The organism is Burkholderia lata (assembly GCF_902499335.1).
In the GTDB taxonomy this organism is placed as follows: domain Bacteria; phylum Pseudomonadota; class Gammaproteobacteria; order Burkholderiales; family Burkholderiaceae; genus Burkholderia; species Burkholderia lata_B.
This window is the reverse complement of sequence record NZ_CABVQK010000018.1, coordinates 23,687-46,940: the sequence shown is the minus strand read 5'-3', so window position 1 is coordinate 46,940 and position 23,254 is coordinate 23,687. Positions and strand designations below refer to the sequence as shown.

The 23,254-nt window shown below is 61.7% G+C and carries 35 protein-coding genes; 2 read left to right on the top strand and 33 right to left on the bottom strand.

The genetic code is table 11. From position 1 onward, the window contains the following. Positions 1–124: 124 nt before the first annotated feature. From ccsB to BCO18175_RS34260, 3 genes are all read right to left on the bottom strand, one after another. Positions 125–1,315, bottom strand: coding sequence for a c-type cytochrome biogenesis protein CcsB (gene ccsB, locus BCO18175_RS34270; protein WP_174987434.1), 1,191 nt, complete (start codon positions 1,313–1,315; stop codon positions 125–127). A 4-nt stretch (positions 1,316–1,319) separates the two neighbouring features. Further along, entirely contained in the window at positions 1,320–3,536 is a 2,217-nt protein-coding gene (locus BCO18175_RS34265; protein ID WP_174987432.1) for a cytochrome c biogenesis protein ResB, read from the bottom strand. Positions 3,537–3,763: 227 nt separating this feature from the next. Next, positions 3,764–4,417 (bottom strand): c-type cytochrome, encoded by a 654-nt coding sequence (locus BCO18175_RS34260; RefSeq protein WP_174987623.1) that lies wholly within the window; start codon positions 4,415–4,417, stop codon positions 3,764–3,766. A 214-nt stretch (positions 4,418–4,631) separates the two neighbouring features. On the opposite strand from BCO18175_RS34260, the gene yihA reads away from it, so the two are divergent. Both yihA and hemB read left to right on the top strand, forming a co-directional pair. Beyond that, positions 4,632–5,291: a ribosome biogenesis GTP-binding protein YihA/YsxC gene (gene yihA, locus BCO18175_RS34255; RefSeq protein WP_174919063.1), complete on the top strand. Its 660-nt coding sequence runs from the start codon at positions 4,632–4,634 to the stop codon at positions 5,289–5,291. 252 nt (positions 5,292–5,543) lie between these two features. Continuing rightward, complete coding sequence (gene hemB, locus BCO18175_RS34250; protein ID WP_174987430.1) at positions 5,544–6,542, top strand: porphobilinogen synthase; 999 nt, start codon at positions 5,544–5,546, stop codon at positions 6,540–6,542. A gap of 155 nt (positions 6,543–6,697) precedes the next feature. Here hemB and dsbD read toward each other — a convergent pair whose 3' ends face one another. The 30 genes from dsbD to rplC form a co-directional block, all read right to left on the bottom strand. Next, positions 6,698–8,545 carry a protein-disulfide reductase DsbD gene (gene dsbD / locus BCO18175_RS34245; protein WP_174987428.1) on the bottom strand — a complete coding sequence of 616 codons (1,848 nt, stop codon included), beginning with the start codon at positions 8,543–8,545 and terminating at the stop codon, positions 6,698–6,700. After that, on the bottom strand, positions 8,538–8,864 hold the full coding sequence (cutA, locus tag BCO18175_RS34240; protein WP_174987426.1) for a divalent-cation tolerance protein CutA: 327 nt from the start codon (positions 8,862–8,864) through the stop codon (positions 8,538–8,540). The genes dsbD and cutA overlap by 8 nt, the downstream gene beginning before the upstream one ends. Positions 8,865–9,066: 202 nt before the next feature. Continuing rightward, on the bottom strand, positions 9,067–9,462 hold the full coding sequence (rplQ, locus tag BCO18175_RS34235; RefSeq protein WP_006477175.1) for a 50S ribosomal protein L17: 396 nt from the start codon (positions 9,460–9,462) through the stop codon (positions 9,067–9,069). Positions 9,463–9,600: 138 nt separating this feature from the next. Then, the gene (locus BCO18175_RS34230) at positions 9,601–10,578 is read right to left on the bottom strand and encodes a DNA-directed RNA polymerase subunit alpha (protein WP_006477176.1); all 978 of its coding nucleotides are present in this window, start codon (positions 10,576–10,578) and stop codon (positions 9,601–9,603) included. A 124-nt stretch (positions 10,579–10,702) separates the two neighbouring features. After that, the gene (gene rpsD / locus BCO18175_RS34225; protein ID WP_174987424.1) at positions 10,703–11,326 is read right to left on the bottom strand and encodes a 30S ribosomal protein S4; all 624 of its coding nucleotides are present in this window, start codon (positions 11,324–11,326) and stop codon (positions 10,703–10,705) included. Positions 11,327–11,480: 154 nt separating this feature from the next. Beyond that, positions 11,481–11,882: a 30S ribosomal protein S11 gene (gene rpsK / locus BCO18175_RS34220; RefSeq protein ID WP_004197937.1), complete on the bottom strand. Its 402-nt coding sequence runs from the start codon at positions 11,880–11,882 to the stop codon at positions 11,481–11,483. Between the two features lie 28 nt (positions 11,883–11,910). After that, complete coding sequence (rpsM, locus tag BCO18175_RS34215; RefSeq protein ID WP_006477178.1) at positions 11,911–12,276, bottom strand: 30S ribosomal protein S13; 366 nt, start codon at positions 12,274–12,276, stop codon at positions 11,911–11,913. A gap of 38 nt (positions 12,277–12,314) precedes the next feature. After that, positions 12,315–12,431 (bottom strand): 50S ribosomal protein L36, encoded by a 117-nt coding sequence (gene rpmJ / locus BCO18175_RS34210; RefSeq protein WP_004199844.1) that lies wholly within the window; start codon positions 12,429–12,431, stop codon positions 12,315–12,317. A gap of 20 nt (positions 12,432–12,451) precedes the next feature. Further along, positions 12,452–12,670, bottom strand: coding sequence for a translation initiation factor IF-1 (infA, locus tag BCO18175_RS34205; protein ID WP_004521905.1), 219 nt, complete (start codon positions 12,668–12,670; stop codon positions 12,452–12,454). Positions 12,671–12,675: 5 nt separating this feature from the next. Then, a complete protein-coding gene (gene secY / locus BCO18175_RS34200; protein WP_006482915.1) occupies positions 12,676–14,025 on the bottom strand; it encodes a preprotein translocase subunit SecY in 1,350 nt (449 codons plus the stop codon). A 42-nt stretch (positions 14,026–14,067) separates the two neighbouring features. Beyond that, complete coding sequence (gene rplO, locus BCO18175_RS34195) at positions 14,068–14,502, bottom strand: 50S ribosomal protein L15 (RefSeq protein ID WP_006477180.1); 435 nt, start codon at positions 14,500–14,502, stop codon at positions 14,068–14,070. Between the two features lie 26 nt (positions 14,503–14,528). Beyond that, positions 14,529–14,711 (bottom strand): 50S ribosomal protein L30, encoded by a 183-nt coding sequence (gene rpmD, locus BCO18175_RS34190; RefSeq protein WP_006400644.1) that lies wholly within the window; start codon positions 14,709–14,711, stop codon positions 14,529–14,531. A 15-nt stretch (positions 14,712–14,726) separates the two neighbouring features. Further along, the gene (gene rpsE / locus BCO18175_RS34185) at positions 14,727–15,245 is read right to left on the bottom strand and encodes a 30S ribosomal protein S5 (RefSeq protein WP_006482895.1); all 519 of its coding nucleotides are present in this window, start codon (positions 15,243–15,245) and stop codon (positions 14,727–14,729) included. Positions 15,246–15,259: 14 nt separating this feature from the next. Continuing rightward, positions 15,260–15,625: a 50S ribosomal protein L18 gene (rplR, locus tag BCO18175_RS34180; RefSeq protein WP_006477183.1), complete on the bottom strand. Its 366-nt coding sequence runs from the start codon at positions 15,623–15,625 to the stop codon at positions 15,260–15,262. Between the two features lie 12 nt (positions 15,626–15,637). Beyond that, positions 15,638–16,168 carry a 50S ribosomal protein L6 gene (gene rplF, locus BCO18175_RS34175; RefSeq protein ID WP_085042828.1) on the bottom strand — a complete coding sequence of 177 codons (531 nt, stop codon included), beginning with the start codon at positions 16,166–16,168 and terminating at the stop codon, positions 15,638–15,640. Between the two features lie 18 nt (positions 16,169–16,186). Then, positions 16,187–16,582, bottom strand: coding sequence for a 30S ribosomal protein S8 (gene rpsH / locus BCO18175_RS34170; RefSeq protein ID WP_011350677.1), 396 nt, complete (start codon positions 16,580–16,582; stop codon positions 16,187–16,189). A gap of 14 nt (positions 16,583–16,596) precedes the next feature. Then, positions 16,597–16,902, bottom strand: a complete 306-nt coding sequence (gene rpsN / locus BCO18175_RS34165; protein ID WP_011350676.1) for a 30S ribosomal protein S14 — start codon at positions 16,900–16,902, stop codon at positions 16,597–16,599. A gap of 7 nt (positions 16,903–16,909) precedes the next feature. Beyond that, complete coding sequence (rplE, locus tag BCO18175_RS34160; protein WP_006477186.1) at positions 16,910–17,449, bottom strand: 50S ribosomal protein L5; 540 nt, start codon at positions 17,447–17,449, stop codon at positions 16,910–16,912. Positions 17,450–17,465: 16 nt separating this feature from the next. Further along, positions 17,466–17,774, bottom strand: a complete 309-nt coding sequence (rplX, locus tag BCO18175_RS34155) for a 50S ribosomal protein L24 (protein WP_174987416.1) — start codon at positions 17,772–17,774, stop codon at positions 17,466–17,468. Positions 17,775–17,783: 9 nt separating this feature from the next. After that, complete coding sequence (gene rplN, locus BCO18175_RS34150) at positions 17,784–18,152, bottom strand: 50S ribosomal protein L14 (protein WP_006482918.1); 369 nt, start codon at positions 18,150–18,152, stop codon at positions 17,784–17,786. Between the two features lie 309 nt (positions 18,153–18,461). Then, positions 18,462–18,734, bottom strand: a complete 273-nt coding sequence (rpsQ, locus tag BCO18175_RS34145; RefSeq protein ID WP_006477189.1) for a 30S ribosomal protein S17 — start codon at positions 18,732–18,734, stop codon at positions 18,462–18,464. Beyond that, on the bottom strand, positions 18,731–18,925 hold the full coding sequence (rpmC, locus tag BCO18175_RS34140; protein ID WP_006400652.1) for a 50S ribosomal protein L29: 195 nt from the start codon (positions 18,923–18,925) through the stop codon (positions 18,731–18,733). Before rpmC ends, rpsQ begins: the two co-directional genes overlap by 4 nt. A gap of 9 nt (positions 18,926–18,934) precedes the next feature. After that, positions 18,935–19,351, bottom strand: coding sequence for a 50S ribosomal protein L16 (gene rplP / locus BCO18175_RS34135; protein ID WP_006482873.1), 417 nt, complete (start codon positions 19,349–19,351; stop codon positions 18,935–18,937). 2 nt (positions 19,352–19,353) lie between these two features. After that, positions 19,354–20,154: a 30S ribosomal protein S3 gene (gene rpsC / locus BCO18175_RS34130; RefSeq protein ID WP_006482899.1), complete on the bottom strand. Its 801-nt coding sequence runs from the start codon at positions 20,152–20,154 to the stop codon at positions 19,354–19,356. Between the two features lie 11 nt (positions 20,155–20,165). Then, on the bottom strand, positions 20,166–20,495 hold the full coding sequence (gene rplV, locus BCO18175_RS34125) for a 50S ribosomal protein L22 (RefSeq protein WP_004199272.1): 330 nt from the start codon (positions 20,493–20,495) through the stop codon (positions 20,166–20,168). 12 nt (positions 20,496–20,507) lie between these two features. Beyond that, positions 20,508–20,783: a 30S ribosomal protein S19 gene (gene rpsS / locus BCO18175_RS34120; protein WP_004199273.1), complete on the bottom strand. Its 276-nt coding sequence runs from the start codon at positions 20,781–20,783 to the stop codon at positions 20,508–20,510. A 10-nt stretch (positions 20,784–20,793) separates the two neighbouring features. Next, positions 20,794–21,621 (bottom strand): 50S ribosomal protein L2, encoded by an 828-nt coding sequence (gene rplB / locus BCO18175_RS34115; RefSeq protein ID WP_006482900.1) that lies wholly within the window; start codon positions 21,619–21,621, stop codon positions 20,794–20,796. Between the two features lie 2 nt (positions 21,622–21,623). Next, the gene (gene rplW, locus BCO18175_RS34110; RefSeq protein WP_004199275.1) at positions 21,624–21,938 is read right to left on the bottom strand and encodes a 50S ribosomal protein L23; all 315 of its coding nucleotides are present in this window, start codon (positions 21,936–21,938) and stop codon (positions 21,624–21,626) included. Then, a complete protein-coding gene (gene rplD / locus BCO18175_RS34105) occupies positions 21,935–22,555 on the bottom strand; it encodes a 50S ribosomal protein L4 (RefSeq protein ID WP_011350675.1) in 621 nt (206 codons plus the stop codon). Before rplD ends, rplW begins: the two co-directional genes overlap by 4 nt. Continuing rightward, a complete protein-coding gene (gene rplC / locus BCO18175_RS34100; protein WP_006482922.1) occupies positions 22,555–23,205 on the bottom strand; it encodes a 50S ribosomal protein L3 in 651 nt (216 codons plus the stop codon). Before rplC ends, rplD begins: the two co-directional genes overlap by 1 nt. Positions 23,206–23,254 lie beyond the last annotated feature (49 nt).

Below are 23,254 nucleotides of genomic sequence, written 5' to 3'. Positions count from 1 at the left end.
TCATGAGCGTTCGACCCGACCCGTCTTGCGCCGTTCGACGCCCGGACCGCCCGCCCGTTACAAAAGAAAACCGCCGGGCACGCAGTGCACCGGCGGTTTCATAGTCGGACGAACAGCGGAAATCTTACAGCTTGCCGTAGCTGTGCAGCCCGGACAGGAACATGTTGACGCCGAGGAACGCGAAGGTCGTCACGAGCAGGCCCGTGAGCGCCCACCATGCGGCCACCGTGCCGCGCAGCCCCTTCATCAGGCGCATGTGCAGCCACGCCGCGTAGTTGAGCCACACGATAAGCGCCCAGGTTTCCTTCGGGTCCCAGCTCCAGTAGCCGCCCCATGCTTCGGCGGCCCACAGCGCGCCGAGGATCGTCGCGATCGTGAAGAACGCGAAACCGACCGCGATCGACTTGTACATCACGTCGTCGAGCACCTCGAGCGTCGGCAGGCGATCCGCGAGCACGCCGCGCTCCTTCATCAGGTACGCGACCGACACCATCGCCGACAGCGCGAAGCTGCCGTAGCCGATGAAGTTCGCCGGCACGTGGATCTTCATCCACCAGCTCTGCAGTGCCGGCACGAGCGGCTGGATCTGCTGCGCGTCGCGCGCGACCGAGTACCACATCAGGAAGCCGACGGCCGCACTGATCACCAGCAGCACGAACGCGCCGAGCGCGCGCGTGCCGTAGTGGCCTTCGTAATACAGATAGAGCAGCGCGGTGATCAGGCTGAACAGCACGAACACTTCATACAGGTTCGACACCGGAATGTGCCCGACGTCCGCACCGATCAGGTAGGACTCGTACCAGCGCACCATCAGGCCGGTGAAGCCCATCAGCACGGCGACCCACGTGAGCTTCTGGCCGATCGCGGAGCCCGACTCCGAGCGCGCGAGCAAGCCGATCCAGTAGAAGATCGTCGCGAGCACGAACAGTGCGCTCATCCACAGGATCGCGGACTGGCTCGACAGGAAGTACTTGAGGAAGAACGCCGAATCGGCGCGCGCGAGATCGCCCTGATAGATCTGGATCGACAGCAGCGCCAGCACGGCGATCGACGCCATCATCAGCCGCGCGGGCTTCCAGCGCCAGCCGAGCGCGATGAGCGCCGGCGCGGTGCCGATCATCACCGCCTTGTCGTAGTAATCCATGTGCTCGTTGTAGTGCACGAGCGCATAGCCCGCGCCCACCACGAGCGCCAGTGCGAACAGCCAGTCGAGCAGCGACAGGCGCGCGAGGAACGGACGGTCGTCGAACAGCGGCGCCGTAACCGGAGCCTGGGCCGACGCCCGATGGGAAGAGGAAACTTGCGTGAGATCCATGATGTTACCGGGTGGAATTCTCGGAATCGGAACCGCCGCCGGCAGGCGGACGGGCCGTCGATGCCGCACCGGCCGGCGCGGCGTCGCGAGGTGCGGCGTGCAAGGCGGCACCGGCCGCGTCGCGCGTCTGCACGAATTCTTTCTCGAAATCGAAGGTCTTGCGGGCCGAGGACATTGCCATCACCACATCGACGCCCGAACCGGCGTCCTTCAGCCAGAACCAGAGGCGCCGCTCGCGCACGTAGAACATCGAGAAGATGCCGGCGACCAGCAGCAGGCTGCCAAGATACACCAGATTCTTGCCGGGTGCGCGCGTCAACTGAAATACCGAAGCTTGCACCTGCTTGAATGAATCAAGCTGCAAATAGACCGGCGATCCATACAAAAAGCTGTCGGATAGCGCGTTGATCGCGTTCTGCACGAAGCGGATCGTGTCGGTGCCCTGCTGCGCCGCCGGCTCGCCCGCACGCTCGCGCGCGATCTGCCAGACCTCCCACATCGAGCCTTCGAGCATGCGCAGCAGCAGGCTCGCGGCCTTCTCCTGCTCGGCCTTGGGCACCGAGCGGTCGATGAACGTCGCCACGGCCTGGAAGCCGCCGATCGGCTGGCCATCAGCGCCGCGGCCCACGCTGTCGTCGCTCGCCGCAAAAAGGGTCAGCACCTTCAATGCGCTGTCCTGCAGGCGGCTGCGCAGCGATGCGTCGGTGCCCGGCAGCGAACGCTGCGCGAAGCGCGCAGCGGCTTCGGCACGCGCGGACGGATCCTCGAGCGCGGCGCGCAGGTGCATCCATTCGCCGATCGAATCCTGGCTGTCGGCCGGAATCCGCATGTAGCGGAACGGGTCGTTCGGGCTCGCACGCACGCCGGCAAGGAACACGCGCTCGCCCTTCATGTCGACGGGCAGCATGTAGTTGTTGAATTCGCGCGCCTGGCCGTCCTTGCCGCGGATCTTGTACTGCACGGACGGGCCGATGTTGTGGAGCTGCGTCGGCTTCGACGTCTTCGCGCCGGAGCCGAGGCGTTCGTCGAACACTTCCTTCAGCGAACTCGTCGTCGCGACACCGCGCACGTCCGGCTTGCCGTTCGCGTCGGCCATGTTCTCGACGTTGATCGCGCGGAAATCGGAGAACTCGATCGTGTCGCCATCGTTGCCCGGCATCTGCAGCGGCGCCGAACTGCCGATCGTGCCCTTCACGGGGAAGGTCTTCGCGTTGCCGCCCGTCATCGGGTAGGCCGTCATCTGCATCTGCGAGCCGCCGTCCTGGAAGCTCGACTGGTAGATCGACACGCCCTTGTACGTGAACGGCTTGTTGACCTCGACGCGCGCCGGGATCTTCTGGCCGGTCTCGCGATCGATCACGACGATATCGCTCGCGAACAGCTTCGGCATGCCCGTCGTGTAGTAGTCGACGATGAACTTGTTGAGCTGGATCGAGAACGGCAGGTCCTGGATCAGCGAGCCGCTCGGCTGGTTCAGGATCGCGGTCGACACGAACTGCCCCTCGGGCACCCACGCGTAGCCGCGGAACGTCGGGTTCGACGCGGACAGTCGATGGTCGGGCGAGATCTCGCTGATCGTCGCGCTCGTGTTGACCGGGCTCTTGCCGAACATCCACATCTGGAATTTGATCGGCAGGTTGCTGTCGAGCAGGCCGCCGATACAGATCACGACGATCGCCAGGTGCGCGGAGATGTAGCCCCACTTGGTCATCGCGCCGCGCTTCGCGGAAATCAGCGTCGCGCCGTCGTTCTCACGCACGATGTGCTTGTAGCCGGCCTTGGTGACGAACGTGGCGAGCGTCGCCGCGACCGTCGCGCGGGTGCCGGAAGTCGTGTATTCGGCCTTGTGGTGGAACGCGCGCAGGCTGCCTTCGCGAACCTTGTCCTTCCAGCTCTTCGCATCGGCGAGCATCTTCGGCGCGTTGCGGATCACACACAGCGAGATCGACACGACGAGGAAGATCAGGATCAGCATGAACCACCACGCGCTGTACACGTTGTACAGGCCGAGCGAGCGGAAGATGTCCGCCCAGAACGGCCCGAACTGGTTCACGTAGTTCGGATACGGATCGTCCTGGGTCAGGACCGTGCCGATGATGCTCGCAATCGACAGCACCACCAGCAGCGCAATTGCGAAGCGCATCGAGCTCAGCAGCTCGACCGCGCGCTTCGACGCACCCTGACCCGACTTCGACTGCAACCCCGACGTGGTAACGCTCATTCAAACTCCGACTAAGGGGAAACAGCCCCCAACGCTCACTATGTTCGCTTTGAGGGGCGCAGCCCCCCATTCCCAGCATGCCTCTTCATCCTGGCTGGCTTGGCTCGGCCCGGCGAGTGCTGACAACAAAAAAGGGTAAGGCGACCGCAATAGTGCGGCGCCCCACCCTTTTCTTGTTCTGACGCCGGCCGCCCTTCGGGCGCCCGGTTATTCTCGCGGCTGACCGCTCAACGCAGGCCCGCGATGTAATCCGCGACGGCCTTGATCTCGTTGTCCGACAACCGCGTCGCGATCTGATGCATCGCCTCGTTGTTGTTGCGCGCGCCGGCACCCTGCTGGAACGCGGTCAACTGCGCGACCGTGTAATCGGCCCATTGCCCCGACAGACGCGGGTACTGAACCGGAAGCCCCTGCCCGGTCGGCCCGTGGCAGCTCGCGCAGGCGGGTACGCCTTTCTCCGCGATGCCGCCGCGATAGATCTTCTGGCCGATCGGCACGGTCGCCGCATCGCGTGCGGTGCCGAGCTTCGTCGTCTGCGCTCCGTAGTACGCGGCGACGTTGCGCATGTCGTCCGCGCTCAGTGCGCTCGCGAATCCGACCATCACCGCGTTGTTCCGCACCGGCCCCTTCGCGCCCGGCTGCGCCTTGAAGTCGTTCAACTGCTTGACCAGATATTCGGGATGCTGGCCGGCAAGCTTCGGGAAACTGCCCGACGCGCTATTGCCGTCGGCGCCGTGACACGACGCGCATACCTGCCCGGCAATTGCCTTGCCACGGTCGAGATCCGGCTTTGCCGCATCCGCCGCGTTTGCCTCCGCTACGAAACCTACGAACCCTGCTGCAACCTGAAGCACCATCAGAGACTTGCACAGTCGATTCATTCGCACACCCTGTTTCGTCTTGTGGGAATTTGAGGTTCTGCAAAAAACGACGGCGTTCAGTCTACCGCAGAAGCTACATAAAAGCGCGAGGCAGGCGCCCGGTAGCCTTCGGCAAAACCGCCGTATTGTACAATATCGTGTTGAAAGCTCCCGCGCCTATCGGGGCTACCCCGCCTCCACCAAGCGGCTCGCGCCGCCCGTCCTTCCGGTTCCCATGGCCTTTCTGCTCCATCAAGCCCGCTTCTACACGACCGTCAACCATCTGCGCGACCTGCCGCCGACGGTCCAGCCGGAAATCGCGTTCGCGGGCCGCTCGAATGCCGGCAAGTCGACGGCGATCAACGTGCTGTGCAACCAGAAGCGGCTCGCCTTCGCGTCGAAGACGCCCGGCCGCACGCAGCATATCAACTACTTCTCCGTCGGCCCGGCCGCCGAGCCCGTCGCGAATCTCGTCGACCTGCCCGGCTACGGCTACGCGGAAGTGCCCGGTGCCGCCAAGGCGCACTGGGAAATGCTGCTGTCGTCCTACCTCGCGACCCGCTCGCAGCTTTGCGGCCTGATCCTGATGATGGATTCGCGCCGTCCGCTGACCGATCTCGATCGCCGCATGATCGAGTGGTTCGTGCCGACCGGCAAGCCGATCCACACGCTGCTGACGAAGTGCGACAAATTGACGCGGCAGGAAAGCATCAACGCGCTGCGGACCACGCAAAAGGGGCTCGATGCGTATCGTGACCAGGGCGTCCAGGGCAAGCTGACGGTCCAGCTGTTTTCGGCCATGAAGCGCACGGGGCTCGACGAGGCGCACGAGCTGATCGAGAGCTGGCTGCGGCCGTCCGTCGCCGACGAAGAAAGCGCGCCTGTAGCACAATGATCGGGCAACGCGCGGCCGGGAACGGCGGCGCGCACCTGACGGCGCCTGCGGATTCGGCCGGCTCATAAAAAAACCCGCCGTTGAACGGCGGGTCAAACAGCCTAATCGAAAAACGACAGGCACCCGCTCAGGGAGGAGAAGCGGGGAGCTGCACGCGACGCGTGCCGCTCGATCGCTATCATATACCAACGCTCCCGAAAATGACCTAAGGGTTCCGTAAGGTCTTACTGCCCTGATTTCTACCCAATCGCCATGAGCTTCCATCCGCTTCATCGTCCGCGCCGGATGCGCCGCGACGACTTCTCCCGGCGCCTGATGCGCGAAAACCGCCTGACCACCGACGACCTGATCTATCCGGTGTTCGTCGTCGAAGGCACCAACGAACGACAGCCGGTGCCGTCGATGCCGGGCGTCGAACGCGTGTCCGTCGATCTGCTGATGCACGTCGCCGAGCAGTGCGTCGAACTCGGCGTGCCCGTGCTGTCGCTGTTCCCGGCCATCGACCCGTCGGTGAAGACGCCTGACGGCCGCGAGGCGGCCAATCCGGAAGGCCTGATCCCGCGCGCGGTGCGCGAGCTGAAGAAGCGCTTCCCCGAGCTCGGCGTGCTGACCGACGTCGCGCTCGATCCGTACACGAGCCACGGCCAGGACGGCGTGCTCGACGAGAACGGCTACGTGATCAACGACGACACGATCGAGATCCTGATCGATCAGGCGCGTGTGCAGGCAGAAGCCGGCGTCGACATCGTCGCGCCGTCGGACATGATGGACGGCCGCATCGGCGCCATCCGCGAAATGCTGGAAAGCGACGGCCATATCCACACGCGGATCATGGCCTATTCGGCCAAGTTCGCATCGGCGTTCTACGGCCCGTTCCGCGACGCGGTCGGTTCGGCATCGAATCTGGGCAAGGGCAACAAGATGACCTACCAGATGGATCCAGCGAACAGCGACGAAGCGCTGCGCGAAGTGCGCCTGGACATCGACGAAGGCGCCGACATGGTGATGGTCAAGCCCGGCATGCCGTACCTCGACATCGTGCGCCGCGTGAAGGACGAGTTCCGCTTCCCGACCTACGTGTACCAGGTAAGCGGTGAATACGCGATGCTGAAGGCCGCCGCGATGAACGGCTGGCTCGACCACGACAAGGTCGTGCTCGAATCGCTGCTCGCGTTCAAGCGGGCGGGCGCCGACGGCGTGCTGACGTACTTCGCACTCGACGCCGCACGTCTGCTGAAAGCGCAACGCTGATTGCCCGCCTGCAGGCGGAAAGAAAAACGGCGGGACACTTCGGTGTCCCGCCGTTTTTTGTTTGCCGTCGATCGTGGCCGCCTGCCCCTGTCGATCGTCACCTCATGCCGCGCAAGCGCGCCGGTTCGCCACCGGCAAGCACCCGACGGGCATGGTCATACCGTCGGGACCGCAGCCCGGTCGAGGCTGCGCAGGAACGTCTCGGCGGCCTGATAGCCAACCACGCGCCCGATCTCGTTGCCGTTGCGATCGAAGAAGATGATGCCCGGCGGCCCGAACAGGTTGAAACGCTTCAGCAGCGCCTGATCGTCCGGGTTGTTCGCGGTGACGTCCGCGCGCACGAGGTGAAGCTGCGCGAGCCGCGCCTGCACACGCGCGTCGGTAAACGTCAGATGCTCCATCTCCTTGCAGCTCACGCACCAGTCGGCGTAGAAGTCGAGCATCACGGGCTGGCCTGCCGTCTTGAGCAGCGTGTCGAGCTCACCACTCGAGCGCACCGATGCGAACGCGGGCCCGTCCTGCGCAGCGGCCGCGCCTGCCGTCGCAGCGCCGCCTGACGCAACCGTGCGTGCCGCAAGCACCGCCAACGGCCTGACCGGATCGGTCGATCCCGCGGCCAGGCCGACGAGCAGCGTGGCCGCCCAGATCGCGAGCGCGGCGCCGACACCACGACCGAGGCGACGCCAGATAGACGCAGCGTCGGCATTCGGCGTGAACAGGCCGAGCGCCGCGGCCGCGATCAGCAGCCACAACGCCGCGAGCACCATCTTCAGGCTACCGGCAAGCACCGGCCACACGATCCACAGCGCGGCCGCGAGCAGCACGATGCCGAAGAACACCTTCACGCCGTCCATCCATGCACCGGCGCGCGGCAGCACCGTCCCGGCACCGACGCCGACGACCAGCAGGGGCACGCCAAGCCCGAGCCCCATCGCGAACAGCGCGGCACCGCCGAGCAGTGCATTGCCCGTGTGTGCGATGAAGGCGAGCACCGCGAACAACGGCGCCGTCATGCATGCGCCGACGACCAGCGCGGACAGCGCACCCATCGCCGCGACCGCGACGAAATGGCCGCCCTGGCGCGCGCTCGATGCGTCGGCTGCACCGCTTTGCCAGCGTGCGGGCAGCGCGATGTCCTGGCCCGAGATCAGCGACACGGCAAACGCGGTCAGCAGCACGCCGAACGCGCCGAGCACCCAAGGGTTCTGCAGCCACGCGCCGAGGCTCTGGCCGACCAGCGCCGCGGCGATGCCGAGCACCGTATAAACCAGCGCCATGCCGACCACATAGGTCAGCGACAGCGCAAAGCCGCGCGCATGCGTCGCACGCGTGCCCTGGCCGATGATGATCGCCGACACGATCGGGATCATCGGGTACGAACACGGCAGCAGGCTCAGCACGACGCCCGCGACGAAATACAGTGCGACGATCGTGAAGAAACCGTGCCCTTCGAGCAGCGACTGCGCGAAATCGGCGCTCGTGACCTTGTCGAACCAGCTGCCCGCGGCAGCCGTATCGCCGGACGACGAGGCGGCGCCCAGCGCGGCGCCGTCAACCTTCACGACGTGCTCGGCCGGCGGATAGCAGATGCCCTCGTCCGCGCACCCCTGCGACGTCACCGCGAGCTCGAACGGGCCCGACGCCTGCTTGACGGGCACGTGCACGACGACTTCGTCACGGTAGGTCTCGACGTCCTTCTGGAACGTCTGGTCGAACTTCACGTGGCCGGCCGGGAATTGCGGATCGCCGAGCGCCGCCTGCCCGTTCTTCACCGCGAATGCGAACCGCTCGCGGTACAGGTAATAGCCGTTGGCGACCTTGAAGCGGACGTCCACCTGTCCCGGCGATTCGCTCGCGCTGAACTTGAACGCAACCGACGGATCGAGGAAATCGTCGGCCGCGCGCGCGACCGACAGGCCGCCCAGCACGAGCATGAACGACAACAGGACTGCGAGGAACCGCAGCGCGCGCACGCGCACGGGAAGCGCCATACCGTTAAACATGAAATAGACGTTGAGTTTCGCTGGTCACCCACTGACCGTACGCGGCCGATGCCGTCGTCTGCCACGAGACGATTTCGGGCGTCTCGTAAGGATGATGCGCGACAATAAATCGCTCCAGTTCGAGCGCCCGCACGGGGCTCGTCTTGAACAGCAACTGGATCTCGTCGGCCGTTTCGACCTTGCCCTGCCAGTGGTAGCGCGACTTGATCGCACCGAGCTCCGACACGCACGCGGCAAGCCGCGCATCGAGCGCACCGTCTGAAAGCGCGTTGGCGGTCTCGGCGTCGGGCACCGTCGTCAGCATCAGCACCACTATCATCCGCGCCCTCCTGGCTGGTCTATCGGCTCCTGCCGACGCGGATTGCCCACCTGGGGAGCGCGCCGGCTGCCCCGTATCGTAGCGCACCCCGCACAACGCTGCCGACACCGCCCTGCGACAATCGATCGCAGCCGGCGCCTGAAAAACAAAAAGGGCCAAGCAATTGCTCGGCCCCTTTCAGATACTGCTGCGTACCGGAAGCTTATTCAGCTTCTTGCACGTTTTCCGTTTCGTCGACTTCCGGACGATCGAGCAGCTCGACCAGTGCCATCGGTGCGTTGTCGCCCACGCGGAAGCCGAACTTCAGCACGCGCAGGTAGCCGCCCGGACGGTTCGCGAAACGCGGACCGAGCACGTCGAACAGCTTCGCCACCGAGTCACGATCGCGCAGGCGGTTGAACGCCAGGCGACGGTTTGCCAGCGACGGCTTCTTGCCGAGCGTGATCAGCGGCTCGACGACTTTACGGAGTTCCTTCGCCTTCGGCAGCGTCGTCTTGATGACTTCGTGCTCGATCAGCGAGTTGGACATGTTACGGAGCATAGCCAGACGGTGGCTGCTCGTGCGGTTCAGTTTCCGCAGACCATGACGATGGCGCATTTCAGTTTCCTTGATTCAAAGTTTTGATCCAGCTCTTCTATCGCACCTCGATGGGTGCACGGGCCGGTAACGAAAAAAAGCAAGATGCGGATTTTAAAGGAAAATCCGCATCTTTGCCAACTACAGCTTCAACCAGGCTTACTTGTCGAGACCAGCCGGCGGCCAGTTTTCGAGCTTCATGCCCAGCGTGAGACCGCGCGAAGCGAGCACTTCCTTGATCTCGTTGAGCGACTTGCGACCGAGGTTCGGCGTCTTCAGCAGCTCGTTTTCCGTGCGCTGGATCAGGTCGCCGATGTAGTAGATGTTCTCGGCCTTCAGGCAGTTCGCCGAACGGACCGTCAGCTCGAGATCGTCCACCGGACGCAGCAGGATCGGATCGATCTGCGGTGCACGCGACGGCGCTTCGGCTGCCGTTTCCGTGCCTTCCAGCGCCGCGAACACGGACAGCTGGTCAACCAGGATGCGGGCCGATTGACGGATCGCTTCTTCCGGCGTGATCACACCGCTCGTCTCGATGTTCATCACGAGCTTGTCGAGGTCGGTACGCTGCTCGACACGTGCGCTTTCGACAGCGTAGCTCACGCGGCGAACCGGCGAGAACGATGCGTCGAGGACGATGCGGCCGATGATCTTGGCCGTGTCTTCGCCGTAGCGACGGACGTTGCCGGGCACATAGCCGCGACCCTTTTCGATCTTGATCTGAACGTCGAGCTTGCCGCCCTTCGACAGGTGCGCAATCACGTGATTCGGGTTGATGACTTCGCAGTCGTGAGCCAGCTCGATATCGCCGGCCGTGACAACGCCTTCACCTTCCTTGCGCAGCGTAACCGTCACTTCGTCACGGTTATGCAGCTTGAACACCACGCCCTTCAGGTTCAGCAGCAGGTTGACGACGTCTTCCTGCACGCCATCCAGCGTCGAGTACTCGTGCACCACGCCCGCGATCGTCACTTCGGTCGGCGCGTAGCCAACCATCGACGACAGCAGCACGCGACGCAGCGCATTGCCCAAGGTATGGCCGTAACCGCGTTCGAACGGTTCCATGACCACCCTCGCGTGGTTCTCGCCCAGCGATTCCACGGCGATGATCTTGGGTTTCAGCAAACTGGTTTGCATGGGCTTTCCTTTTCAATACCCTCGGCTCGTTACACCGATAAGGCTGACCGGTAACAACCAGAAAATAAACAGCCGAGGCCCCTCCTTGCGCAACGCAATCGGGGTACCTCGGCCGTCAATCGGATTAACGCGAATACAATTCGACGATCAGGCTTTCGTTGATGTCGCCTGCGATGTCAACGCGTTCCGGCATTTGCTTGAACGTGCCTTCGAACTTCTTCGCATCGACTGCAACCCAGCTCGGCATGCCGCCTTGCTCGGCCAGCGACAGCGCTTCAACGATACGCGCCTGCTTCTTCGCCTTTTCGCGGATCGCGACGATGTCACCTGCCTTCACTTGCTGCGACGGGACGTTCGCGACGACGCCGTTCACCGTGATCGACTTGTGGCTCACCAGCTGACGCGCTTCAGCGCGGGTCGAGCCGAAGCCCATGCGATACACGACGTTGTCGAGGCGCGACTCGAGCAGTTGCAGCAGGTTTTCACCCGTGTTGCCCTTGCGGCGGTCGGCTTCAGCGAAGTAGCGGCGGAACTGACGCTCCAGCACGCCGTAGATACGCTTGACCTTCTGCTTTTCGCGCAGCTGCGTACCGTAGTCGGACGTACGTGCGCCCGAGGTACGGCCGTGCTGACCCGGCTTGCTGTCGAGCTTGCACTTGTCGGCGAGCGAGCGGCGTGCGCTCTTCAGGAACAGGTCGGTGCCTTCACGGCGGGACAGCTTGGCCTTGGGGCCGATATAACGTGCCACTTTGCATTCCTCTATCAATCAGTCACGCAGATCTGAATCCGCGCTAGTTCGCGCCCTTTGGGGCGAACGGTGGGCTTAGTCAATCAAAAAAGCAACGCCCGTCGACGCTACGCGGCGACAGGCAATGTGCTAGCACGAACGTGCCAGCACACCTTTAGATACGACGACGCTTCGGCGGACGGCAGCCGTTGTGCGGAATCGGGGTGACGTCCGAAATCGCGGTGATCTTGATGCCGAGGCCGTGCAGTGCGCGCACTGCCGACTCACGACCCGGGCCCGGGCCCTTGATCCGCACTTCCAGATTCTTCACGCCGTATTCCATCGCGACGCGGCCAGCCGACTCGGCTGCGACCTGGGCAGCGAACGGCGTCGATTTGCGCGAGCCCTTGAAGCCCTGACCGCCCGACGTCGCCCATGCCAGTGCGTTGCCTTGGCGATCGGTGATCGTGATGATCGTGTTGTTGAACGACGCGTGAACGTGAACCACGCCTTCAGCGACGTTCTTCTTAACCTTCTTGCGAACGCGTTGCGCCGCGGTGTTCGAAGCCTTAGCCATTACGTTTTCCTGTAACTGTCAGTTCCGCTTACTTCTTCAGCGCTTGCGCTGCACGACGCGGACCCTTGCGAGTACGTGCGTTCGTACGCGTACGCTGACCGCGCATCGGCAGGCCCTTGCGATGACGAACACCACGGTAGCAACCGAGGTCCATCAGGCGCTTGATGTTCATCGTCACTTCGCGGCGCAGATCGCCTTCGACGACAAACTTGCCCACTTCTTCACGCAGCTTTTCCAAGTCTGCGTCGGTCAAGTCCTTGACCTTCTTCGAAAAATCGACGCCAGCTGCCACGCAGATGCTGCGCGAACGGGTGCGGCCGACACCAAAGATTGCCGTCAGGCCGATCTCGGTGTGCTGGTGATTCGGGATGTTAACCCCTGCGATACGAGCCATTGTTTTTCCTCAAACAAAAAGCGCAAACAAACGCGCGGTCAGCCTTGGCGCTGCTTGTGGCGCGGATCCGAGCTGCAGATCACGCGAACGACGCCTTTGCGCTTGATGATCTTGCAATTGCGGCAAATGCGCTTAACCGATGCCATCACTTTCATGATAATACCCTTTTTTCAAATCACTTCGCCCGGAACACGATCCGCGCACGAGACAGATCGTAAGGCGTCAATTCAACCGTCACCTTGTCGCCGGGTAGGATGCGGATGTAGTGCATCCGCATCTTTCCGGAAATATGCCCCAACACGACATGGCCGTTTTCCAGCTTCACACGGAAGGTCGCATTCGGGAGGTTTTCGATCACCTCACCCTGCATCTGGATTACATCGTCTTTGGCCATAGTCCTTAACGCATCGGGATGTTGCCGCCCTTGAAGTTCGCCTTCTTGAGCAGTGACTCATACTGTTGCGACATAACGTACGACTGCACCTGCGCCATAAAGTCCATCGTGACGACGACAATGATCAGCAGCGACGTTCCACCAAAATAAAACGGCACGTTCCAGCGCAGCACCAGAAACTCTGGCAGCAGACACACGAAGACGATGTAGATCGCACCGGCCAGCGTCAGACGCGTGAGGATGCGGTCGATATATCGTGCGGTCTGATCGCCCGGACGGATGCCCGGAACAAACGCGCCGCTTTTCTTCAGGTTGTCTGCGGTTTCCCTGCTGTTGAACACCAGCGCGGTGTAGAAGAAGCAGAAAAACACGATTGCCAGCGTGTACAGCAGCACATAGACCGGCTGGCCCGGCTTAAGCGCTTCCGCAACGTTATGCAACGTATTGGAAATCCAGCTTCCCGTCGGCTGACCGGTACTGAACCAGCCGAGAATCGTTGCCGGGAACAGAATGATCGACGATGCGAAGATCGGCGGAATCACACCCGACATGTTCAGCTTCAGCGGCAGATGCGACGACTGCCCACCGTAGATCTTGTTGCCGACCTGGCGCTTCGCGTAGTTCACGAGGATCTTGCGCTGACCGCGTTCGATGAACACGACCAGGTAAGTCACCGCGGCGATCAGAACGACGATGATGATCGCCGAAATGATGCTCATCGAACCCGTACGCACCAGCTCGAACAACCCACCGACGGCATTCGGGAACCCTGCTGCGATCCCGCCGAAGATGATGATCGAGATACCGTTGCCCAGACCACGCTCGGTAATCTGCTCGCCGAGCCACATCAGGAACATCGTGCCGGTAACCAGCGTCACGACCGTCGTCAGACGGAACAGCATGCCGGGATCGGTGACGAGGCCCGGCTGGTTTTCCAGCGCAGCCGCGATACCGAACGCCTGGAAGGTCGCGAGCACCACGGTGAAATACCGCGTGTACTGCGTGATCTTCCGTTGCCCTGCCTGCCCTTCCTTCTTCAGCGCCTCGAGCTGCGGCGATACGATCGCCAGCAACTGCATGATGATCGACGCCGAGATGTACGGCATGATCCCCAGCGCAAAGATCGTGAAGCGGGAAAGCGCGCCACCCGAGAACATGTTGAACATGCCCAGGATGCCGCCCGCCTGGCTCTGGAACAGCTTAGCCAGTTGATCCGGATCGATGCCCGGCACGGGAATGTGCGCGCCGATGCGATAGACGATCAGCGCCAGGAGCAGGAACATCGCTCGCCGACGCAGATCGCCGAATTTCGCCGTGCTTCGACCGGGTTTTGCAAGACTCGGGCTGTTAGCCAAGTACCTTCTCCGATGAATGCAAGTGACGACGCGCTACGCGTGTCACTCGGCGAACGAACCGCCGGCCGCTTCGATCGCAGCGCGCGCACCCTTGGTGGCACCGAGACCCTTCACGACGATCTTGCGCTTCAGTTCGCCCGTCGCGATGATCTTTGCGCTCTTCGTCAGCTCACCGACCAGGCCGGCTTGCTTCAGTGCGAGCAGATCGATCTCGTCGACCGGCAGCTTCTCGAGGTCGCTCAGGCGCACTTCACCGACGAATTCCTTCGTCAGCGACGTGAAGCCGCGCTTCGGCAGACGACGTTGCAGCGGCATCTGACCGCCTTCGAAACCGACTTTGTGGAAGCCGCCCGAACGCGATTTCTGACCCTTGTGACCACGGCCAGCCGTCTTGCCGAGGCCCGAACCGATGCCACGGCCGACGCGACGCTTGGCGTGCTTGGCGCCAGCTGCCGGCTTCAGGTTATTCAATTCCATATCAACTCCTTGATCCGTAGGGCCGCTTACGCGATGACCTTAACGAGGTACGAGACCTTGTTGATCATGCCGCGGACCGCCGGCGTGTCCTGAAGCTCGCTGACCGAGTTGAGTCGGCGCAGGCCCAGGCCACGCACGGTCGCGCGGTGCGATTCGCGGGTCCCGATCAGGCTCTTAACGAGCTGAACCTTGACAGTTTTTTCAGACATGGTGACCACCCGGGCTTAGCCCAAAATTTCTTCGACGGACTTGCCGCGCTTCGCCGCGATGTCTGCCGGGGTGGACTGCTTGCGCAGACCGTCCAGCGTGGCGCGAACGAGGTTGTACGGGTTCGTCGAACCGTGGCTCTTTGCCACGACGTTCTGAACGCCCATCACGTCGAACACTGCGCGCATCGGGCCGCCGGCGATCACGCCCGTACCTGCCTTCGCCGGAGCGAGGAGGACAGCGGATGCGCCATGCTTGCCGTGCACTTCGTGTTGCAACGTGCCGTTCTTGAGCGGCACCTTGAACATGTTGCGACGAGCTTGTTCCATTGCCTTCTGGACAGCGACCGGCACTTCCTTCGCCTTGCCCTTGCCCATACCGATGCGGCCATCACCGTCGCCAACCACGGTCAGTGCGGCGAAGCCGAGAATACGGCCACCCTTCACGACCTTGGTCACGCGATTGACCGAAATCATCTTTTCACGAAGGCCGTCGTCGCGCTCGTCAGCCTGAACTTTCGCTTGCATCTTTGCCATGACGAATTCCTTCCTTAGAACTTGAGCCCAGCTTCGCGAGCTGCCTCAGCCAGCGCCTTGACGCGGCCGTGGTAGCGGAAGCCCGAGCGGTCGAAGGCGACGGATTCGATGCCGGCAGCCTTTGCCTTCTCGGCAATACGCTTGCCGATCAGCGTCGCGGCATTAACGTTGCCGCCCTTGCCCGACTTGTCGGCCAGTTCAGCGCGCACTTCAGCTTCGAGCGTCGACGCGCTGGCGAGCACCTTGGTGCCGCAGGGCGAGAACACTTGAGCGTAGATGTGCGTGTTCGTGCGATGCACGGCGAGACGCGCGACCTGCAGCTCAGCGATCTTGATACGCGTCTGGCGAGCGCGGCGCAGGCGAGATTGAGTCTTATCCATGATTGCGCACCCTTACTTCTTCTTCGTTTCTTTGAGGATCACAACCTCGTCGGAATAGCGCACGCCCTTGCCCTTGTAGGGCTCCGGCGGACGGTAACCGCGGACTTCCGCAGCCACTTGACCGACTTGTTGCTTGTTGATCCCCTTGATCACGATTTCGGTTTGCGTCGGGGTTTCTGCCTTGACGCCTTCCGGCATCTGGTGCACCACGGGGTGCGAGAAACCCAGCGACAGGTTCAGCTTGTCGCCTTGCGCTTGCGCACGATAACCGACGCCAACCAGCGTCAGCTTGCGCTCGAAACCCTTGGTCACGCCGTGCACGGCATTCGCGATAATCGCGCGCATCGTGCCCGACAGTGCATTTGCTTCGCGGCTTTCGTTCACCGGCGACAGGTTCAGCGTGCCGTCGTTGTTCGCCACGTTCACGAGCGGATTGATCGCTTGCGTGATGGTGCCCAGCGGGCCCTTGACGGTGATTGCGCCGTCGGCCAGCTTGACTTCCGCGCCTTGCAGCGCGATCGGGCTCTTACCTACTCGAGACATGTTTCTCTCTCCTCGGCTTTAAGCGACGTAGCAGATGACTTCGCCGCCGACGCCGGTAGCGCGCGCCTTGCGGTCGGTCATCACGCCCTTCGGCGTCGACACGATTGCCACACCGAGGCCATTCATGACCTGCGGAATGTCGTTACGGCCGCGGTACACGCGCAGGCCAGGCTTCGACACGCGTTCGATGCGTTCGATGACCGGACGGCCAGCGTAGTACTTCAGCGCGATATTCAGTTCGGACTTCGCACCTTCCGCCTTAACGGCGAAATCGTCGATATAGCCTTCGTCTTTCAGGACTTGCGCGATTGCAACCTTGACTTTCGACGAGGGCATCGACACCGATACCTTCTCGACCATCTGCCCGTTGCGGATGCGAGTCAGCATATCGGCGATAGGATCACTCATGCTCATTTACGTTTCTCCTATTACCAGCTCGCCTTGGTCAGGCCAGGAATCTCGCCACGGAATGCGATTTCACGAATCTTGTTACGCGCGAGGCCGAATTTACGGAACGTGCCACGCGGACGGCCCGTGATCGCGCAGCGGTTACGCTGGCGGGTCGGGTTTGCGTTGCGGGGCAGTTGCTGCAGCTCAAGGCGTGCTTCGTAGCGCTCTTCTTCCGACTTGCTTTGGTCTTCGACGATCGCCTTCAGCGCATCGCGCTTTGCTGCGAACTTCGCGACCAGGCGGGCGCGCTTCTTTTCACGTTCGATCAGTGCCAGTTTAGCCACGGTAACCTCAGTTTCTGAACGGGAACTTGAAGCTGGCGAGCAGAGCCTTTGCTTCGTCGTCGGTCTTCGCAGTCGTCGTGATGCTGATGTTCAGCCCACGCAGTGCGTCGATCTTGTCGTAGTCGATTTCGGGGAAAATGATCTGCTCTTTCACACCGATGTTGTAGTTGCCACGGCCATCGAAAGCACGACCCGACACACCGCGGAAGTCACGCACGCGGGGCAGCGCAACCGTCACGAAACGGTCGAGGAATTCGTACATCGCTTGGCCACGCAGCGTCACCATCGCGCCGATCGGGTAACCCTGGCGGATCTTGAAGCCTGCGATTGCCTTGCGTGCCTTCGTCACGACCGGCTTCTGACCAGCGATCTTCGTGAGGTCGCCAACGGCGTTCTCGATGATCTTCTTGTCAGCGATCGCTTCGCCAAGACCCATGTTCAGCGTGATCTTGGTGATGCGCGGCACTTCCATGACCGACTTGTAACCGAACTTCTCGATCAGGCCGGGCACAACCTTTTCTTTGTAAAACTCTTGAAAACGAGCCATTTTTTACTCCGCTGCGTCAGGCGCTCAGTACAGCACCGGTCGTCTTCAGGAAGCGAACCTTCTTGCCTTCCTCGACCTTGATGCCAACACGCGACGCCTTGCCATTCGCGTCGACCAGTGCGACGTTCGAAATATGCAGGGGCATCGTCTTCGCTTCCACGCCGCCCGTCGTACCCTTCATCGGGTTCGGCTTCACATGCTTCTTGACGAGGTTGACACCTTCAACCGTCACATGTTCTGCACCGACAGCCAGCACGACGCCGCGCTTGCCCTTGTCCTTGCCAGTGACGACGATGACTTCGTCACCTTTGCGAATCTTGTTCATCGCGACTCCTTACAGCACTTCCGGCGCCAGCGAAACGATCTTCATGAATCGTTCGCTACGCAGCTCACGCGTCACCGGCCCGAAAATACGGGTGCCGATCGGCTCGAGCTTGTTATTCAAAAGCACAGCGGCGTTGCCGTCGAACTTGATCAGCGAGCCGTCTTGACGGCGCACGCCCTTGGCGGTGCGGACCACCACGGCGTTGTAAATTTCGCCTTTCTTCACGCGCCCGCGCGGCGTTGCCTCTTTGACGCTCACCTTGATGATGTCGCCAATGCCGGCATAACGACGCTTCGAGCCGCCGAGCACCTTGATGCACAGGACTTCACGTGCACCCGTGTTGTCGGCTACTTCGAGCCGAGATTCGGTCTGGATCATGGTTTGTCTTTCCCAACTTAATCCGGATGCACCACCATGATGCATTCGGTCAGTCTTGGTCCCGTCAGCCAATCGGCTGCTTGGGTTGGAACAGCAGCGACGGCAAACGAAACCCGCCATCGCAATTCGGTGAATCTTTCGGACAGGCAGGCGCCAGTCCGCTTCCCCCACCAACTTCGCCCGCGACGGGGCTCCCATAAAGAGGGAAGACCAGGATTATAACAAATAATCCTGGTCACGCAAGCAAATACTTTGCGATTTCAAGCACTTCGCGGAGAAGTGCCTGTTACTGCCTACTGCGCTACCCGCTTAGATGACGCGAGCTGCTTCGACGAGGCGCGACACCGTCCAGGCCTTCGTCTTCGAAACAGGACGAGTTTCCTGGATTTCGACGAGATCGCCTTCGTTGTAGGTGTTCGCTTCATCATGCGCGTGGTACTTCTTCGAGCGCACGACATACTTGCCGTAGATCGGGTGCTTGACGCGGTGCTCGATCAGCACGGTGACGGTCTTGTCCATCTTGTTGCTGACGACCCGACCGACCAGCGTCCGCTTCAGCGAGGTTTTCACGCTATCGTTCATTTCTGGTTCGCCTTCTGAGTCATGACGGTCCGCACACGTGCGATGTCGCGACGAACCTTCTTCAGCTGGCTCGTGTTCGTGAGCTGCTGGGTCGCGAGTTGCATGCGCAGGCCGAATTGCGCCTTCAGCAGGTCCGCCAGCTCCTTGTTGAGCGCGGCCTGGTCTTTCTGGAGAAGTTCGGAAGCCTTCATATTTTCTCCTTAGGCGCCGAGCTGGCGCACGATGAACGCCGTCTTCAGCGGCAGCTTGGCTGCAGCCAGACGGAACGCTTCGCGTGCCAGTTCTTCGGTTACGCCGTCCATTTCATAGAGCATCTTGCCCGGCTGAATCTCGGCGACGTAGTACTCCGGGTTACCCTTACCGTTACCCATACGTACTTCGGCCGGCTTCTGCGAAATCGGCTTGTCCGGGAAGATCCGGATCCAGATGCGGCCGCCACGCTTGATGTGACGCGTCATTGCACGACGCGCCGCTTCAATCTGGCGTGCGGTCAAACGACCGCGACCGATAGCCTTCAGGCCGAATTCACCGAACGACACTGCGTTGCCGCGCGTCGCCTTGCCGGTGTTACGACCCTTCTGCTCTTTACGATACTTTCTGCGTTTCGGTTGCAGCATCGTTATTCTCCAGTCTTGCCGTCTTCGGGCTTGCCGGCGCCACGGCGCGGTGCGCCACGACGAGCACCCGGAGCGCCGCCTTCGCCGTCACGGCGCGGACGACGGTCGCCCGGACGCGCATTGCGACGCGGACGCTTGTCTTCGGCTACTTCTTCCACCACCGGTGCGTCGTTGCGGCCGAGCGTATCGCCCTTGTAAACCCACACCTTGACGCCGATGATCCCGTAAGTCGTCTTCGCTTCCGAGGTCGCGTAGTCGATATCGGCACGCAGCGTGTGAAGGGGCACGCGACCTTCGCGATACCACTCCGTACGAGCGATTTCGATACCGTTCAGACGGCCCGCGCTCATGATCTTGATGCCCTGGGCACCCAGACGCATCGCGTTCTGCATCGCACGCTTCATCGCGCGACGGAACATGATCCGGCGCTCGAGCTGTTGCGTGATCGAGTCAGCGATCAGCTGAGCATCGGTTTCCGGCTTGCGGATTTCTTCGATGTTGACGTGAACCGGAACGCCCATGCGGCGTTGCAGTTCCGTCTTCAGCTGCTCGATATCCTCGCCCTTCTTGCCGATGACCACACCCGGACGCGAGCTGTAAATCGTGATGCGCGCGTTCTTCGCCGGACGCTCGATGACGACCCGACCGACCGAAGCGTTCTTCAGCTTCTTCTTCAGGTATTCACGAACACCGATGTCTTCCTGCAGCATCGCCGCGAAATTGTTGTTGTTCGCGTACCAACGCGAAGCCCAATTGCGGCTGACAGCCAGGCGGAAGCCAGTCGGATGAATTTTCTGTCCCATCGTATGGCTCCTTAATTCCCGACCGTCACAGTGATGTGACAGGATTGCTTCTCGATGCGGTTACCGCGGCCCTTGGCGCGCGCGGTGAAACGCTTGAGCGATGCAGCCTTGTCGACGTAGATGCTCTTGATCTTGAGCTCGTCGATATCGGCGCCTTCGTTGTGCTCCGCATTCGCGATTGCCGACAGCACAACCTTCTTCACGATGCCAGCCGCTTTCTTCGGCGAGAACGTCAGAACGTTCAGCGCCTTGTCGACCGGCAAACCGCGGATCTGGTCAGCCACAAGGCGCGTTTTCTGCGCCGAGATGCGGGCACCGCGATGAATTGCTTTCACTTCCATCTTGATTGCCCCTTATTTCTTGGCCTTCTTGTCGGCTGCGTGACCCTTGAACGTACGGGTCAGTGCGAACTCGCCAAGCTTGTGGCCGACCATGTTTTCCGAGATGTACACCGGAACGTGTTGACGGCCGTTGTGAACAGCGATCGTCAGGCCGATGAAATCCGGCAGAATCGTCGAGCGACGCGACCAGGTCTTGATCGGCTTTTTGTCGCGCGAAGCTGCAGCCGCCTCAACTTTCTTCAGCAAATGGGCGTCGCAGAACGGACCTTTTTTAACAGAACGTGCCATTGCCTACTCCTTAACGCTTGTGACGGCGCTGGACGATCATCGTCGTCGTGCGCTTGTTGCTACGGGTGCGATAACCCTTAGCCGGCGTACCCCACGGGCTAACCGGATCGCGACCTGCAGCCGTCTTGCCCTCACCACCACCGTGCGGGTGATCAACCGGGTTCATCGCAACGCCACGCACCGTCGGGCGGATACCGCGCCAGCGGTTCGCGCCAGCCTTGCCGATCTGGCGCAGGCTATGCTCTTCGTTGCCGACTTCACCGATCGTTGCACGGCACTCGATGTGCACGCGGCGGATTTCGCCCGAACGCAGACGAACCTGCGCGTAGACGCCTTCACGTGCGAGCAGCATGGCCGACGTACCAGCCGAACGCGCCATTTGCGCGCCCTTGCCCGGCAGCATCTCGATGCAGTGGATCGTCGTACCGACCGGAATGTTGCGGATCGGCAGCGTGTTGCCTGCACGGATCGGCGCTTCCGAACCCGACATCAGCTGTTGGCCGACCGTCAGGCCCTTCGGGGCGATGATGTAGCGACGTTCGCCGTCTGCGTAGAGCACCAGCGCGATGTTCGCGCTACGGTTCGGGTCGTACTCGAGACGCTCGACCTTTGCCGGGATGCCATCCTTCGTGCGACGGAAATCGACGATACGATAGTGTTGCTTGTGACCACCACCCTTGTGACGCGTGGTGATACGACCGTTGTTGTTACGGCCGGCGGTCGAGCTCTGCGAGTCGAGCAGTGCCGCGAACGGCTTGCCCTGGTGCAGGTTCTTGTTGACCACCTTGACCATCGCGCGGCGACCCGGCGATGTCGGCTTAACTTTAACGATTGCCATGATTACTTGGCCTCCGCTTCAAAGTTGATTTCCTGGCCGGGCTTCAGGCAAACGTACGCCTTCTTCACGTCCTTGCGGCGGCCCATCGAACGGCCAAAGCGCTTTTGCTTGCCCTTCTGAACCAGCACGTTGACGGAATCAACTTCAACCTTGAACAGCAGCTCGACAGCTGCCTTCACTTCCTGCTTCGTGGCATCCGGTGCGACTTCGAACACGACTTGCTCGTTCTTGTCGGCAACCAGCGTCGCCTTTTCCGAGATCACCGGCGCGAGCAGGACCTGCATCAAACGATGATCGTTCTTGCGAATCTCGCTCATGACAGCAACTCCTCGATCTGGGCGACCGCAGCCTTCGTGACCAGCACTTTCTTGAAGTAGATCAGCGACAGCGGGTCAGCGTAGCGCGGCTCGACAATCGCCACGTGCGGCAGGTTGCGCGAAGCCAGGTACAGGTTCTCGTCGACCGTATCCGTAATGATCAGCACGGAGTCGAGACCCATGGTCTTGAATTTTTCGGCCAGCAGCTTGGTCTTCGGCGCTTCGAGGATGATGTCCTCGACGACCGACAGACGGCCTTCACGGGCCAGCTGCGAGAAGATCGAGCAGAGACCTGCGCGATGCATCTTCTTGTTGACCTTGTGCGAGAAGTTTTCTTCCGGCGAATTCGGGAAGATACGACCACCGCCACGCCACAACGGGCTCGACGACATACCGGCACGAGCGCGGCCCGTACCCTTCTGGCGCCACGGCTTCTTCGTCGTGTGCTTGACTTGCTCACGGTCCTTCTGTGCGCGGTTACCCTGGCGAGCATTCGCCTGGTAAGCGACGACGACCTGGTGGATCAGTGCTTCGTTGTAGTCACGACCGAACACGACGTCCGATGCGTTGACCACTGCACCTTCCTGACCATTTTCGTTCAGGAGCTTGAGTTCCATTATTTCGCCCCCTTGGTCTTGACGGCCGGCGTCACGAAGACCTTGCCGCCCTTCGCGCCCGGAATCGCACCCTTCACGAGCAGCAGCTTGCGCTCTGCGTCGATACGAGCGATTTCGAGGTTCTGCACCGTCACCGTCACGTCACCCATGTGACCCGTCATGCGTTTACCCGGGAAAACACGACCCGGATCCTGCGCCATACCGATCGAGCCCGGCACGTTGTGCGAGCGCGAGTTACCGTGCGTAGCACGGCCGGAGGAGAAGTTGTAACGCTTGATCGTACCGGCGTAGCCCTTACCGATCGACACGCCTTGCACGTCGACCTTCTGGCCCACTTCGAAAAGATCAGCACCGACCACGGCGCCATTCGACAGCTCAGCTGCCTTGGCCGCGTCAATGCGGAATTCCTTGAGGATTTCACCGGCTTCAACACCGGCTTTGGCGAGATGACCTGCCAGCGGCTTCGTCACGCGCGAGGCACGACGGGAGCCGAATGCAACCTGCACGGCCGTGTAGCCGTCGGTTTCAACAGTCTTGATCTGCGTCACGCGGTTGTCCGACACGTCCAGCACGGTGACGGGAATCGAATCCCCTTCCGCCGTGAAGATACGGGTCATGCCAACCTTGCGACCTACGAGTCCAAGGCTCATCATTTTCTCCATTCCCGACTGCGATTGGTCGGGGCTGATTTACAAAATG

What these genes read in the sequence shown, in the direction of transcription:
- rplO (WP_006477180.1), bottom strand. Translation starts at nt 14,502, where the DNA reads ATGGAATTGAATAACCTGAAGCCGGCAGCTGGCGCCAAGCACGCCAAG.
- dsbD (WP_174987428.1), bottom strand. Translation starts at nt 8,545, where the DNA reads ATGTTTAACGGTATGGCGCTTCCCGTGCGCGTGCGCGCGCTGCGGTTC.
- yihA (WP_174919063.1), top strand. Translation starts at nt 4,632, where the DNA reads ATGGCCTTTCTGCTCCATCAAGCCCGCTTCTACACGACCGTCAACCAT.
- rpmJ (WP_004199844.1), bottom strand. Translation starts at nt 12,431, where the DNA reads ATGAAAGTGATGGCATCGGTTAAGCGCATTTGCCGCAATTGCAAGATC.
- rpmD (WP_006400644.1), bottom strand. Translation starts at nt 14,711, where the DNA reads ATGTCTGAAAAAACTGTCAAGGTTCAGCTCGTTAAGAGCCTGATCGGG.
- rpsK (WP_004197937.1), bottom strand. Translation starts at nt 11,882, where the DNA reads ATGGCTAAGGCTTCGAACACCGCGGCGCAACGCGTTCGCAAGAAGGTT.
- rplB (WP_006482900.1), bottom strand. Translation starts at nt 21,621, where the DNA reads ATGGCAATCGTTAAAGTTAAGCCGACATCGCCGGGTCGCCGCGCGATG.
- rpsC (WP_006482899.1), bottom strand. Translation starts at nt 20,154, where the DNA reads ATGGGACAGAAAATTCATCCGACTGGCTTCCGCCTGGCTGTCAGCCGC.
- rplD (WP_011350675.1), bottom strand. Translation starts at nt 22,555, where the DNA reads ATGGAACTCAAGCTCCTGAACGAAAATGGTCAGGAAGGTGCAGTGGTC.
- rplE (WP_006477186.1), bottom strand. Translation starts at nt 17,449, where the DNA reads ATGGCTCGTTTTCAAGAGTTTTACAAAGAAAAGGTTGTGCCCGGCCTG.
- rpmC (WP_006400652.1), bottom strand. Translation starts at nt 18,925, where the DNA reads ATGAAGGCTTCCGAACTTCTCCAGAAAGACCAGGCCGCGCTCAACAAG.
- rplX (WP_174987416.1), bottom strand. Translation starts at nt 17,774, where the DNA reads ATGAACAAGATTCGCAAAGGTGACGAAGTCATCGTCGTCACTGGCAAG.
- rplV (WP_004199272.1), bottom strand. Translation starts at nt 20,495, where the DNA reads ATGGAAGTGAAAGCAATTCATCGCGGTGCCCGCATCTCGGCGCAGAAA.
- hemB (WP_174987430.1), top strand. Translation starts at nt 5,544, where the DNA reads ATGAGCTTCCATCCGCTTCATCGTCCGCGCCGGATGCGCCGCGACGAC.
- rplN (WP_006482918.1), bottom strand. Translation starts at nt 18,152, where the DNA reads ATGATCCAGACCGAATCTCGGCTCGAAGTAGCCGACAACACGGGTGCA.
- rplF (WP_085042828.1), bottom strand. Translation starts at nt 16,168, where the DNA reads ATGTCTCGAGTAGGTAAGAGCCCGATCGCGCTGCAAGGCGCGGAAGTC.
- rplQ (WP_006477175.1), bottom strand. Translation starts at nt 9,462, where the DNA reads ATGCGCCATCGTCATGGTCTGCGGAAACTGAACCGCACGAGCAGCCAC.
- rpsM (WP_006477178.1), bottom strand. Translation starts at nt 12,276, where the DNA reads ATGGCTCGTATCGCAGGGGTTAACATCCCGAATCACCAGCACACCGAG.
- cutA (WP_174987426.1), bottom strand. Translation starts at nt 8,864, where the DNA reads ATGATAGTGGTGCTGATGCTGACGACGGTGCCCGACGCCGAGACCGCC.
- rplP (WP_006482873.1), bottom strand. Translation starts at nt 19,351, where the DNA reads ATGCTGCAACCGAAACGCAGAAAGTATCGTAAAGAGCAGAAGGGTCGT.
- rpsS (WP_004199273.1), bottom strand. Translation starts at nt 20,783, where the DNA reads ATGGCACGTTCTGTTAAAAAAGGTCCGTTCTGCGACGCCCATTTGCTG.
- rpsE (WP_006482895.1), bottom strand. Translation starts at nt 15,245, where the DNA reads ATGGCAAAGATGCAAGCGAAAGTTCAGGCTGACGAGCGCGACGACGGC.
- rplW (WP_004199275.1), bottom strand. Translation starts at nt 21,938, where the DNA reads ATGAGCGAGATTCGCAAGAACGATCATCGTTTGATGCAGGTCCTGCTC.
- ccsB (WP_174987434.1), bottom strand. Translation starts at nt 1,315, where the DNA reads ATGGATCTCACGCAAGTTTCCTCTTCCCATCGGGCGTCGGCCCAGGCT.
- rpsQ (WP_006477189.1), bottom strand. Translation starts at nt 18,734, where the DNA reads ATGAACGATAGCGTGAAAACCTCGCTGAAGCGGACGCTGGTCGGTCGG.
- rplC (WP_006482922.1), bottom strand. Translation starts at nt 23,205, where the DNA reads ATGAGCCTTGGACTCGTAGGTCGCAAGGTTGGCATGACCCGTATCTTC.
- infA (WP_004521905.1), bottom strand. Translation starts at nt 12,670, where the DNA reads ATGGCCAAAGACGATGTAATCCAGATGCAGGGTGAGGTGATCGAAAAC.
- BCO18175_RS34260 (WP_174987623.1), bottom strand. Translation starts at nt 4,417, where the DNA reads ATGAATCGACTGTGCAAGTCTCTGATGGTGCTTCAGGTTGCAGCAGGG.
- BCO18175_RS34230 (WP_006477176.1), bottom strand. Translation starts at nt 10,578, where the DNA reads ATGCAAACCAGTTTGCTGAAACCCAAGATCATCGCCGTGGAATCGCTG.
- rplR (WP_006477183.1), bottom strand. Translation starts at nt 15,625, where the DNA reads ATGGATAAGACTCAATCTCGCCTGCGCCGCGCTCGCCAGACGCGTATC.
- BCO18175_RS34265 (WP_174987432.1), bottom strand. Translation starts at nt 3,536, where the DNA reads ATGAGCGTTACCACGTCGGGGTTGCAGTCGAAGTCGGGTCAGGGTGCG.
- rpsH (WP_011350677.1), bottom strand. Translation starts at nt 16,582, where the DNA reads ATGAGCATGAGTGATCCTATCGCCGATATGCTGACTCGCATCCGCAAC.